Raw genomic sequence first — 12,905 nt, 5'->3', positions numbered from 1 at the left:
AGTATAAATTTTATAAAGGATTATCTAATGTAATGAAAGTATAGTAGAGAAGAGGGGAATTATGAGCTATCAAGCATTGTACCGTGTCTGGCGTCCACAAAAGTTTGAAGATATTGCTGGACAACAGGCAATAACAAAGACTCTTAGGAATGCAATTGTACAAGATAAAACGAGTCATGCATACTTATTTACGGGACCTCGTGGTACAGGTAAAACCAGTGCAGCTAAAATTTTTGCAAAAGCAATCAATTGCCCCCATGTTAAAGAGGGAGAGCCTTGTAATGATTGTGAGATTTGCCAGTCGATTAGCCAGGGAAAACTTGGAGATGTAATTGAAATCGATGCAGCGAGTAATAATGGAGTCGAAGAGATTCGTGATATACGTGATAAAGCTAATTATGCCCCTACACAAGCTGAGTATAAAGTTTATATTATTGATGAGGTCCATATGTTGTCGATGGGTGCCTTTAATGCCCTGTTGAAAACACTTGAAGAACCTCCTGCTAACGTTATATTTATCTTAGCAACCACAGAACCGCATAAGATTCCTTTAACAATTATTTCTAGGACTCAGAGATTTGATTTTAGAAGAATATCACCTCAAGATATTGTTAGTCGGATGAAATATATTTTAACCCAAAAATCAGTAGAGTTTGAAGAAGATGCACTGACCACTATCTCAAAAGCTGCAGAGGGCGGAATGCGTGATGCCTTAAGTATACTAGATCAAGCCTTATCTTTCTCTGAAGGAAAATTGAAAACTGAGGATGCAATGAGGATAACCGGTAGTATTACTCAAGAACTTCTGAGTGAATATATCCGAGCAGTATATACCCGGGAAACTGAAAAAGGTTTGAACATTCTCCACGAATTGATCGCGGAAGGGAAAGATCCTAGTCGTTTTGTAGAAGATATAATTTTATTCAGCAGAGATGTTTTGCTCTACCAGACAGCACAATCTGATATATTATTAAAAATGGGAAAAGCAGATGACAAATTTATACAACTCTCAACAGAAGTAGACTCAATACTTCTTTACGAAGTCATAAAAATATTTAACCAGACACAACAAGAAATGAGATTATCTAATCATGCTGAAGTTTATCTTGAAGTAGCAACGGTAAGACTGACTCAACCAACGAATCCTTATTTAAAAAAAGAAGAAATTAAGAAACAGCCCGAAGTAGAAGAAGTCTCATCTGCTGAGCTTTCAGACTTAAAAAAACAGTTAGCAGACATGCAGAGACTTATACAAAATATAAGCGGTAGCGAAGAATCTGTAAAAGCGGCTCCATCTAAACCAAAACGAAGTAAAAGCAGTCTAGTTTTTAAAGTCAACCGTCCGTCAGTATATAAAGTGCTTGAAAAAGCAACAAAAAATGATTTAGCTCAATTAAAAGACGTTTGGCCAGATTTGATGAATGTGCTGGAAGCTAGTCAAAAAGCCATTATGAATACTTCTACACCTGTAGCAGCGAGTCCTCAAGGGTTGGTTGTGACCTTTGATTATGATATTCTATGTGAGAGGGCAACCAACGATACTCTCTTATTGAATACTATAGGTGAATATCTGGAAAAAGTGATAGGACATAGGGCAGAGTTGATTAGTGTCCCAGCTGAACAATGGCCAGTTATCCGTCAGGAATTTATTAAACGGATGAAAGAAGAACCAGGTGATCCTAGTGATGTTCACTCAGAGAACACCTCTCCACAAGAAGAAAAAGAAGAAACCGAACCGATTGTTTCTGAAGCATTTAAAATTTTTGGAGAGCAAATCGTTAAAGTCGAAGATTAAAATTTATAATAACTAATAAAGGAGAATGAACAATGCGCGGTGGAATGGGAAATATGCAAGGCATGATGAAAAAGATGCAAAAAATGCAAAAAGAAATGGGTGTAGCTCAAGAAACTTTGAATCAGACAGAATTCACAGGCTCCGCTAATGATGATCTGGTAACTGTAACTTTTACAGGTGATAAGAAGTTGAAAAATGTTTCAATTAAAGAAGAAATTGTCGATCCTGAAGATGTAGAAATTATTGAAGACCTTGTCCTGCTTGCAGTAAATGATGCGCTTGAAAAAGTAGATGTAGAAACAGAGCGGGTAATGGGGAAATATACTAAAGGTATGCCTGGAATGTAGAGATGTTATTCAAGCAGAAAAAGATTAGTATAATCTTCGATTAAGAGTATCTTTTTAGAAAGGAGACGGTCATGCATTATCCAGAACCGATCTCGAAATTAATGGAAAGTTATATGAAATTGCCAGGAATTGGGGAGAAAACAGCTGCCCGCCTGGCTTTTTATACAGTCAATATGAACGAAGACGATGTAACCGGTTTTGCCAGATCTCTGATTAGTGTCAAACGAGATTTGCATTACTGTTCAATATGCGGAAATATGACAGAACAAGATCCTTGTGAAATCTGTCAAGATAAAAGTAGAGATCAATCACTGATCTTAGTAGTGGAACATCCCAAAGATGTTATCTCAATGGAAAAAATGCAAGAATTTAAAGGGTTATATCATGTTCTTCATGGAGTCTTGTCTCCTATTGAGGGAACAGGACCGGAAGATATCAATATACCAGATTTGATTAAACGACTCCAAAATGAAGAAGTAAAAGAAGTTATTATCGCAACCAATGCTACAGCTGAAGGTGAAGCTACTGCGATGTACTTGTCGCGCTTGATTAAGCCCTCTGGGATTAAAGTTACGCGTCTGGCACATGGTCTATCAGTAGGAAGCGATATAGAATATGCGGATGAAGTCACACTGCTTAAAGCAGTTGAAGGCCGTAGAGATATGTAGGAGAATTTATAATGGGAATGTTTAGAAAGAAATCAAAACTAAGAAATGAATATGATGAAAAACTTTTTGATTTAATAAAAAATCAAAAAGCTTTATGGGAAAATTCTAAAGTAATGGAAGAAATTATTGTTGAAGAACATCCAAAACTTAAAGCAGAACGTAAATTAGCTCAAGCAAAATACTTTTATTTATTTAAAGAAGCAAAAGTAAGACAAATAAAAGGAAGTTAATTGAACTAGAATGCAGCAAAAAAGCAAACGTCATTGGAAAAACAATGAACGTTTGCTTTTTTTAGAAATTTCTATGGAAAAACGTTTTATAAAATCCATAGACAATAGGGATGAATCTCACGTATAATAAACTAAATAAGATAATTATTTTAGAATTGAGGAAATAAATGTGACAGGTCTGTTTATTACAATAGAAGGACCAGATGGAGCAGGGAAATCTGGTTTAATAAAACGTTTGGTTCCGGCGATCCAATCTATGATCAATCATCCGCTTGTTGTAACTCGTGAACCCGGAGGAAGTGTAATTGCCGAAGAAATTCGGAAACTGATTTTAGACCCAAAACACTTAACAATGGATGCTAGAACAGAGGCATTACTTTATGCAGCCAGCCGTAGACAACATGTAGTAGAGAAGATACTACCCGCTTTATCAAGAGGAGAGGTTGTTTTATGTGATCGTTTTGTTGATAGCTCAATAGCTTATCAAGGACAAGCCAGAGGGATCGGTATGGAGAAAGTGATGGCTATAAATGAGTTTGCGATAGAAGGATTGAAGCCGGATATTACCCTTTATTTAGATGTAGATGTAGAAGTCGGACTAAAGAGAATCAAGGATAAAAAATCTAAAAGAACTCAAGATAGACTAGAATTAGAAGCTGTAACATTTCATGAAGAAGTCAGTAAGGCCTATCATTTGTTGATTGAAAAAGACCCAAGTCGATTCCGTATTATTGATGCAAGCTTGGATCAGGATAGTGTGTTCCAGAACGCGCTTGATGCACTTATAACCGTAATAGAAGAATATGATTCTCACAATAGCAATTAAGAAAGGATGACAAACATGAAATTGGTGGTAGCAATTGTTCAAAATCAAGATAGTAAAAGACTTGCCGATGAATTTGTAGAGAAAGGCTTTCGTGCAACAAAGTTGTCTTCTACAGGAGGTTTTTTACGAGCTGGAAATACAACTTTTTTAGTTGGAGTGGAAGATCGTAGAGTAGAAAGCGTACTAGCTCTCATCAAAGAGAATTGTTCAACCAGGAGTCAAACGATGATGAGCCCGCCTTCATATGATTTCACCTTAGAATCTGATTTAACTTATCCAGTAGATATAGAAGTCGGAGGAGCAACATTGTTTGTCCTTCCAATAGAGCAGTTTCGACAATTTTAAAGCTAAGGGAGACGTCTAATGTCGACCATCGTAAAAAAACAAACAGATATTTATGAATTATTTTCTAAATTAATTCAGAACCAGACTTTACAGCATGCTTATTTATTTGAAGGGGTTGCGGGTACTGGGAAAAAAGAAATGGCACTATGGATAGCAAAAGCACGTTTCTGTCCTCATTATTTTGAACAGAATAGGCCATGTGGTAACTGTCACCAGTGCCAACGAATAGATACGCACCAGCATCCAGATATTATTGAAATCAAACCTGATGGCTTATCAATCAAAGTAGCCCAAGTAAGAGAATTGAAAGAAGAATTCTCTAAAAGTGGAGTAGAAAGCAAACGGAAACTATTTATTATCGAAGATATCGAAAAGATGACTCAAAATGCTGCTAACAGTTTGCTGAAATTTTTAGAAGAACCTGAAGGTGACACGACAGCATTGCTTATAACAACAGCAAAGCAGCGACTTTTACCGACGATTTTATCTAGATGTCAAGTCATTCATTTTCCAGTCCAGCCCCTTGAAAAAAGAATAAATGAATTAGAAGAACGCGGGTTGACTTTATCGCAAGCGTCTTTAACGTCTAGAATTACTCATGACGCTGATAAAGCTGTCAGCTTAGCAAATGATGAAACGTTTCAGGATACAGTTAAAGCTGTCTGGAATTGGTTTAAACTTTTAGCAAAGCAGGATGAACAAGCATTTGTGTTCGTGCAGACAGATCTGATGGGGACAGTTAATGACCGAGAAGCTTATCAGTTTGTTATTGACCTGCTCATTATTGTATATCGAGATCTTTTAAACTTGAAATATTCAGATTCAGTGACATTAGCTTTCCTAAATCATGAATCAAGCATGAAACAATTTGCAGATCAGTTGTCTAGTAGAAAATTGATTAATATTTTAGAACAATTACTGGAAGCGAAAAAAAAATTAAACAGTAACGTGGCGGCACAAGGCGTTTTTGAGGATATTGCCTTGCAGATAGCCTTTAGGTAAATTTAAATTATTGAAAATAAGACGCATGTGCGTACAAATAATGACTGATATTTTATTTTTTCTTTATTCAGTGTTTGCCAATTCAATTCTAATCGTGTTATGCTATTACAAGATACAACAGTGTAAACAAGTCTACTATCTGCTCTACCGTTAAAAATATCCAAATCGAAATCAAACGTGAAGAAATCTGTAGAAATGAAAAAGTGGTGTAGAATGAATAAAAAGGAATTACATGACACATTTTCCCAGTTGGAATCTCAAGCAGAAGCTACTCTGAAGACACTCAAACAAGTTAAACAAGAGCTGTCTCAGTTAACTGAAGAGAATCATGCTTTAAGTATGGAGAACCAGCATTTACGAGACAGATTAGCTGAAGTCATCAAACAGCAATCCATTGAAAAACAAATCAGTGATACTGGAATGACTAAATCTCGGATGAATTTAGAAAAAATATATGAAGATGGATTTCATGTATGCAATCTTTTTTATGGTTCTAGAAGAGACGGAGATGAACCTTGCGCATTTTGTTTGGAAGTTATTTATGGTGAGCGAAAATAAAGTGATTAAATATTTTTACACACTATATATAGTGTGTATATAAAAAAACAAAAAAGTATATTATTAGTGCAATTCCTTGTACACTCTCGTTTTGCTTATTAAATTGAGCGAAAAAGACGAGAGTGTCTTTTTGTACCTTGACACAACATGTTGTGTTTATGGAAAAATAAATTTCTACATACAGTGTTTTATGCTTGAAAAAATTTAAAAGTCATGTAAAATAATAGATACGATACCAAGAGAGCTTAGTAGTGAAAGAGGAAAGTAGACGGTAAGCATATATCACTATATATAGAAAGAGCTCATTGGATTGAATTAAACTAATTCACAGAAAAATTCACGGAGATATCGAAAAAAATCGGTGCAGTAATTTTCATTTTTTTAGGAGGAAATCAATATGTCAAAAAAATCAGTCGTCGTTTATTCAAAACCGAACTGTATGCAATGTAATTTTACGAAAAAGTATTTAGAAGATAAAGGAATCTCTTATGAAGTTAAAGATATCGTTGAAAACGAAGCAGCAATCGAAGAAGTGAAAAGTTTAGGGTTTAGCTCTCTTCCAGTTGTTATTGCTGAAGGACTAGAAGCATTTAACGGATTCCGTCCGGATATGCTGAATCAGTTAGCGTAACACTATGAAAGTAGTTTATCTTTCATTGACAGGTCAGACAAGGAAATTTGTGAACAAACTTGGAATGGATTTGTTGGAAATAACCCCGACAGATCCTTTCATTGCGGTTGATGAACCCTACATCGTCATTACTCCTACTTATGAGAAGGAAGTGACGGAAATTCTAAATGACTTTATTGAAACGGAAAACAATCAATCTTTTCTAAAAGGAGTAGCTGGCGGAGGAAACATTAATTTTGGTCAGCTATTTGTTTTTACGGCAAAAGATCTAGCAAGAGATTACAATGTACCTCTGCTTCATAGCTTTGAATTTCAAGGAAGCGAAGTAGATGTGAAAAAATTAAAGAAAGCGGTGGATGATCTTGGCTTCAACTAGTTCAGTAAAAGAAACACCTAAAGAAATAACTTATTTTCAATTAAATAATGAAATCAATCGACCAGTAAATAACCAAATTCCGCTTCATAAAGATCAAGAAGCGGTCAGAGCTTACTTTATCGAACACGTTAATCCTAATACTGTCCATTTCGACAGTGTTAATGAAAAAATTGATTACCTGATTGAACATGATTTTATTGAAGAACCGTTCTTATCTCAATATTCAAGATCATTTATCACTGAATTGTTTGAAGAATTATATAATCAGAAATTCCGTTTTCGTTCATTCATGTCTGCGTATAAGTTCTATACTCAATACGCACTTAAAACAAATGACGGTAATCGATTTTTAGAAAGATTCGAAGATCGCATAGGCTTTAACGCTTTATACTTGGCGAACGGTAATGAAGAACTTGCAAGAAAAATAGCTGATGAAATTATCCATCAGCGGTATCAGCCAGCCACACCAACTTTCTTGAATGCTGGAAGAAAACGTCGTGGGGAACTTGTCTCTTGTTTCTTGATTCAAGCGACAGATGATATGAATAGTATAGGTCGTGCCATTAACTCAGCACTTCAATTGTCCCGTATCGGTGGAGGAGTCGGAGTGAACCTGACAAACCTTAGAGCGGCTGGCGATCCTATTAAAAAAATTGAAAATGCTTCTAGTGGTGTTCTACCGGTTATGAAGTTATTAGAAGATAGTTTTAGCTATTCCAATCAGTTAGGACAAAGAAATGGTGCCGGAGCAGTGTATCTGAACCTGTTTCATCCAGACATTTTGAGTTTTCTATCAACTAAAAAAGAAAATGCAGATGAAAAGGTCCGGGTCAAAACACTTTCTCTAGGCGTTGTAGTGCCAGATAAGTTCTATGATTTAGCAGCTCGTAATGAAGATATGTATCTGTTTAGCCCATATGATGTAGAAAGAATTTACGGAGAACCTTTTGCTTATATCGACATTACTAAAGAGTATGACAATATGGTTGCAAATCCTGAGATCAAGAAAACTAAAATCAAAGCTCGTGAACTTGAAAATGAAATTTCAAAATTGCAGCAAGAATCCGGTTATCCATATGTAATTAACATTGATACAGCAAACAGAGCAAATCCAGTATACGGTACAATTACTATGAGTAACTTGTGTAGTGAAGTGCTGCAAATACAAGAACCCTCTGTAATCAAAGATAATCAAGAGTATGAGTCTCTTGGAACAGACATTAGTTGTAATTTAGGCTCAACAAATGTAGTCAACTTAATGACCACACCAGATTTTGAGAGCTCAGTGGACACAATGGTTCGTGCATTAACGTATGTTACAGACGGTTCAAATATTGAAGCTGTTCCTTCTGTCAAAAATGGGAATGATAGATATCATACAATTGGTTTAGGCGCAATGGGATTGCATACATTTTTTGCATTGAACCAAATGCATTATGGGTCTCCCGAATCCATAGAGTTTACAGATGCTTACTTCTTGTTGCTCAATTACTATACATTAAAAGCCAGCAATGAGATTGCCAAAGAGCGCAACCAAATATTCTATGATTTTGAAAAATCGGATTATGCAAATGGAACCTATTTCGATAAATATACAAATAAGGATTTTAACTTTGATTCAGAAAAAGTAGCAGGAATTTTTGCAGAGCGTGGTATTCAGATTCCAACAGTCTCTGATTGGGAAATGCTGAAGAAATCTGTACAAGAACATGGATTATACCATCAGTATCGTATGGCGGTTGCGCCAACAGGCTCAATTAGTTACGTAAATGAAACATCTGCTAGTATTCATCCTATTACGCGTTTAGTAGAAGAAAGACAAGAAAAACTAACAGGGAAAACATACTATCCAGCACCATATTTATCGAATGAAACAATGCCGTATTATAAGAGTGCTTATGATATGGATATGCGTAAAGTCATTGATATCTATGCTGCCGCTCAAAAACATGTGGACCAGGGAATGAGCTTGACCTTATTCATGCGTTCAGAAATTCCAGCCGGTATTTATGAATGGAAAGAAGAAAAAACAACGAAGCAAACTACGCGCGATCTGAATATTCTAAGGCACTATGCCCATAAAAAAGGAATCAAATCTATCTACTATGTGCGTACATTTACGGATGATGCAGAAGAAATTGGTTCAAATGCATGTGAGAGCTGTACGATATAAGTCAGGTAGTATAGAAGGCAAATTCCTGTAATAACTTTATGTGCTTTATGAAGAGGGAATTGCCTTGTATGAAATGACTCAGAGAGCAAAGGACAAGGAGAATAACGAATGACCGAGACATATAAAGCCATTAACTGGAATCAGATAGAAGATATGGTCGATAAATTGACATGGGAAAAACTGGTAGAACAGTTCTGGACTGATACTCGTATCCCGTTGTCCAATGATTTGAGTGACTGGCAAAAGTTATCTTTTGAAGAAAAAGATATGATTGCCAAAGTATTTGGCGGATTAACTTTACTAGACACACTCCAATCTCAAGACGGGATTGAAGCATTGAAGAAAAGTATTCGTACGCAACATGAAGAAGCGGTATACAATAATATTGAATTTATGGAATCTATGCATGCAAAAAGTTACAGCGCAATTTTTAGTACATTGAATACTAAATCTGAGATCGATCAAATTTTTGAATGGACCCATTCAAATGAGATGCTTCAAAAAAAAGCCCAGATCATCAATGCGATTTACCAAGAAGGATCAGATTTACAAAAGAAAGTAGCTAGTGTATTTTTGGAGTCATTCTTATTCTATTCTGGATTTTTTGCGCCGCTTCACTATCTAGGAAACAGTAAAATGACAAATGTAGCAGAAATCATTAAATTGATTTTAAGAGATGAGTCCGTACATGGGACTTACATTGGATACAAATTTCAGATTGGATACAATCAATTATCTGAAGCAGAACAAGAAGAGCTGAAAAATTGGACATATGATCTATTATTTAAACTATATGAGAACGAAATGGAATACACAGAATATCTATATGGGGCAATTGGTTGGACAGATCGAGTGGGCGTGTTCTTGCGTTACAATGCCAATAAAGCCTTGCAGAATTTAGGATTTGACCCTCTTTTTCCTGATACATCAGAAGATGTTGATCCAATTATTATGAATGGAATTTCTACAGGGACCAGCAATCATGATTTCTTCTCTCAAGTAGGGAATGGTTATCTATTGGGGATGGTCGAGACTATGGAAGATGAAGACTACGTTAAATGGTATTAAGTAGATTGTGTTAACTGAAAGTAGCTCCTGCTTTTAATTTAAGCAGGAAATACTTTCGACGCATCTTGTGAAAAAACAACCAAAGAAACGAAATGATTGAGAGGAGAAGTAACAATGCAAACTACATACAAAGTAAATCAGGTGACTCTATTAGAAGAGAAATCAGAAAATACACTAAAAGTATTGAAACAAGATGGTCGGACACAAGCTTTTAATTTGAATAAGATATTGAAGATTTATGTAGAATCAGCAAGACTGAATAATATACAACTGACTGAAGATGAATTAAGAAAAATTAGAAACAAAATAGAAGAACACATCATAACAAAAGCATCTCCTTGCATTGAAACATGTGAAATTGAACACATTTTAAAAAAGGTGATGAATGAGTCAGGAAATCCTGAATTAGTTAGCACTTATGAGGAAGAAAAAAATAATAAATTAAACGAAAGAAAAAACCGTAGAGATGTAAATAAAATGATTCAAAGTTTGCTGACAAAGGATAAAAGTATTGTTAACGAGAATGCAAACAAAGACAGTAACGTCTTCAATACACAGCGCGATTTAACAGCAGGAATTGTAGGGAAAGCAGTTGGGTTAAAATTGTTACCTGAACATGTGGCAAACGCACACGAAAAAGGAGATATTCACTACCATGATTTGGATTATACTCCTTATTCTCCTATGAGTAATTGCTGTTTAATTGATTTTAAAGAGATGTTTGAAAAAGGATTCCAAATTGGTAATGCAGAGGTTGAATCTCCACAGTCTATTCAGACAGCCGCTGCACAAACGGCCCAAATCATTGCTAACGTAGCCTCCAGTCAATATGGAGGATGCAGTTTTGATCGGATTGATGAAGTATTGGCTCCTTATGCAAAATTGAACTACAAGAAACATCAGGAAACAGCTGGAAAATGGATAGAAGATAAAGTGAAAAGGCAAGAGTATGCAATAGAGAAGACAAAAAAAGATATATATGATGCCATGCAAAGTTTAGAGTATGAAATCAATACACTGTATACTTCTCAAGGACAAACACCATTTACGAGTGTAGGGTTTGGATTAGGAACGAACTGGTTAGAAAAAGAAATTCAAAAATCTATCTTAGAAGTTCGATTGAAAGGTCTGGGAAAAGAGAAACGGACAGCGATCTTTCCTAAGCTAATTTTTACTTTAAAACGAGGGATTAACTTAAATCCAGAAGATCCTAATTATGAAATTAAAGAGCTGGCCTTAGCCTGTTCAGCAAAAAGAATGTATCCGGATATATTATCATACGATAAAATCGTTGAATTAACTGGGAGTTTTAAAGCTCCAATGGGCTGCCGTTCGTTTTTACAAGGATGGAAAGATGAACAAGGCCAAGAGATTAATTCAGGGAGAATGAATTTGGGCGTTGTTACACTGAATTTACCCAGAATAGCATTAGAAGCAGATGGAAATCAGGAAAAATTATGGGAATTATTAGAAGAAAGACTGGACACGCTGCATGATGCATTGATTTTTAAAGCTGAACGCGTGATGGATGCTACTCCAGAGAATGCCCCTATTTTATATATGCATGGTGCATTTGGTAAACGATTAACAAAAGAACAAAAAGTTAGCGAATTATTTCTAGATAGAAGAGCAACAGCTTCTTTAGGATATATTGGATTATATGAAGTAGCTACTGTATTTTATGGCGGCAATTGGGAAGAGAATAAAGAAGCGAAGACTCTTACATTAGATATTATACGGAAACTTAAAAAAACTGCAGATAGTTGGAGCGCAGAGACTAATTTGCATGTCAGTGTATATTCAACACCTAGTGAAAGTCTGACAGACCGCTTTTGTAAGTTAGACAAAGAGAAGTTTGGTTCAATAAAAGATATCACAGATAAAGGGTATTACACGAACAGTTTTCACTATGATGTCAGAAAAAATCCAACACCTTTTGAAAAGATTGAATTTGAGAAAGCCTATGCTCCCTATACCAGTGGAGGATTCATCCATTACTGTGAATATCCGAAATTACAAACCAATTTAAAAGCTTTAGAAGCTGTATGGGATTTTGCTTACGATAAAGTTGGGTATTTAGGAACAAATACGCCGATTGATCATTGCTATAAATGTGGATTTGAAGGAGATTTCAAACCAACAGAGCATGGCTTTAAATGCCCTGAGTGTGGAAATACGGATCCAGAAACGTGTGATGTCGTAAAAAGAACTTGTGGTTACCTTGGAAATCCTCAAAAACGACCAATGGTAGACGGACGACATAAAGAAATTTCTTCAAGATTGAAGCATATGAAAGGATCTGATCTGAATGGCAATTGATCCAGTAGCCTGGACCTCAGATCAGTTCAGTAAGCATTATATAGCAGATTATAAGCCGTATAATTTTGTGGATGGAGAAGGCGTAAGGTGTAGCATTTATGTCAGTGGATGCCCTTTTGCTTGTAAAGGTTGTTATAACAAGGCCGCTCAAAACTTCACTTATGGTAAACCCTACTCTAAGGAATTAGAGGATCGAATTGTGGAAGATTTAAAAGCTGAGTATTGTCAGGGACTGACTCTACTTGGCGGGGAACCATTTTTAAATACCGGGGTGACGATACAATTATGTAGACGAATTCGACAAGAATTTGGGTTCGCAAAGGATATTTGGTCATGGACGGGTTATACCTGGGATGAATTAATGCGTGGAACAGAAGACAAACAAGAATTGCTCACTTATCTAGATGTTATAGTAGATGGACGTTTTGAACTTGACAAAAAAGATCTAAGCTTAGCCTTTAGGGGAAGTTCAAATCAGAAAATTATTGATGTACAGCAATCTTTAAAAACGAATACAGTGAAACTATGGCATAATGGAGATTATAAGTGACAAACTAAAGCGTTAAG

14 protein-coding genes are annotated in these 12,905 nt (G+C 35.8%); all 14 read left to right on the top strand.

Annotated features, from left to right (window positions below):
* Window positions 1-61: 61 nt before the first annotated feature.
* The 14 genes from dnaX to nrdG all read left to right on the top strand — a co-directional run bounded on the left by dnaX (window position 62) and on the right by nrdG (window position 12,888).
* On the top strand, window positions 62-1,795 hold the full coding sequence (gene dnaX / locus BLT22_RS09530; RefSeq protein ID WP_091762810.1) for a DNA polymerase III subunit gamma/tau: 1,734 nt from the start codon (window positions 62-64) through the stop codon (window positions 1,793-1,795).
* 32 nt (window positions 1,796-1,827) lie between these two features.
* Entirely contained in the window at window positions 1,828-2,142 is a 315-nt protein-coding gene (locus tag BLT22_RS09525; protein ID WP_087060322.1) for a YbaB/EbfC family nucleoid-associated protein, read from the top strand.
* 71 nt (window positions 2,143-2,213) lie between these two features.
* Complete coding sequence (gene recR / locus BLT22_RS09520) at window positions 2,214-2,810, top strand: recombination mediator RecR (protein WP_072693166.1); 597 nt, start codon at window positions 2,214-2,216, stop codon at window positions 2,808-2,810.
* 11 nt (window positions 2,811-2,821) lie between these two features.
* A complete protein-coding gene (locus BLT22_RS09515; RefSeq protein WP_236048909.1) occupies window positions 2,822-3,040 on the top strand; it encodes a YaaL family protein in 219 nt (72 codons plus the stop codon).
* A 169-nt stretch (window positions 3,041-3,209) separates the two neighbouring features.
* On the top strand, window positions 3,210-3,866 hold the full coding sequence (gene tmk / locus BLT22_RS09510) for a dTMP kinase (protein ID WP_087060318.1): 657 nt from the start codon (window positions 3,210-3,212) through the stop codon (window positions 3,864-3,866).
* 15 nt (window positions 3,867-3,881) lie between these two features.
* Entirely contained in the window at window positions 3,882-4,211 is a 330-nt protein-coding gene (gene darA / locus BLT22_RS09505; RefSeq protein ID WP_087060316.1) for a cyclic di-AMP receptor DarA, read from the top strand.
* An 18-nt stretch (window positions 4,212-4,229) separates the two neighbouring features.
* On the top strand, window positions 4,230-5,213 hold the full coding sequence (gene holB, locus BLT22_RS09500; RefSeq protein ID WP_091762808.1) for a DNA polymerase III subunit delta': 984 nt from the start codon (window positions 4,230-4,232) through the stop codon (window positions 5,211-5,213).
* 213 nt (window positions 5,214-5,426) lie between these two features.
* The gene (locus BLT22_RS09495) at window positions 5,427-5,771 is read left to right on the top strand and encodes an initiation-control protein YabA (protein WP_087060312.1); all 345 of its coding nucleotides are present in this window, start codon (window positions 5,427-5,429) and stop codon (window positions 5,769-5,771) included.
* A gap of 397 nt (window positions 5,772-6,168) precedes the next feature.
* Complete coding sequence (nrdH, locus tag BLT22_RS09490) at window positions 6,169-6,402, top strand: glutaredoxin-like protein NrdH (protein WP_091762806.1); 234 nt, start codon at window positions 6,169-6,171, stop codon at window positions 6,400-6,402.
* 4 nt (window positions 6,403-6,406) lie between these two features.
* Window positions 6,407-6,778 (top strand): class Ib ribonucleoside-diphosphate reductase assembly flavoprotein NrdI, encoded by a 372-nt coding sequence (gene nrdI, locus BLT22_RS09485; protein ID WP_091762804.1) that lies wholly within the window; start codon window positions 6,407-6,409, stop codon window positions 6,776-6,778.
* Entirely contained in the window at window positions 6,765-8,951 is a 2,187-nt protein-coding gene (gene nrdE / locus BLT22_RS09480; RefSeq protein WP_236048908.1) for a class 1b ribonucleoside-diphosphate reductase subunit alpha, read from the top strand. Before nrdI ends, nrdE begins: the two co-directional genes overlap by 14 nt.
* 108 nt (window positions 8,952-9,059) lie before the next feature.
* Window positions 9,060-10,019, top strand: a complete 960-nt coding sequence (gene nrdF, locus BLT22_RS09475) for a class 1b ribonucleoside-diphosphate reductase subunit beta (protein WP_087060303.1) — start codon at window positions 9,060-9,062, stop codon at window positions 10,017-10,019.
* A gap of 114 nt (window positions 10,020-10,133) precedes the next feature.
* Window positions 10,134-12,338 carry an anaerobic ribonucleoside-triphosphate reductase gene (gene nrdD / locus BLT22_RS09470; protein WP_091762800.1) on the top strand — a complete coding sequence of 735 codons (2,205 nt, stop codon included), beginning with the start codon at window positions 10,134-10,136 and terminating at the stop codon, window positions 12,336-12,338.
* The gene (gene nrdG, locus BLT22_RS09465) at window positions 12,328-12,888 is read left to right on the top strand and encodes an anaerobic ribonucleoside-triphosphate reductase activating protein (RefSeq protein ID WP_087060298.1); all 561 of its coding nucleotides are present in this window, start codon (window positions 12,328-12,330) and stop codon (window positions 12,886-12,888) included. Before nrdD ends, nrdG begins: the two co-directional genes overlap by 11 nt.
* The last annotated feature ends 17 nt before the right edge of the window (window positions 12,889-12,905 follow it).

Origin of the sequence: Marinilactibacillus psychrotolerans, assembly GCF_900101525.1 — a bacterium.
Lineage (GTDB): Bacteria > Bacillota > Bacilli > Lactobacillales > Carnobacteriaceae_A > Marinilactibacillus > Marinilactibacillus psychrotolerans.
The sequence above is the reverse complement of the archived record's forward strand: the minus strand, read 5'-3'. Positions and strand labels throughout refer to the sequence as shown.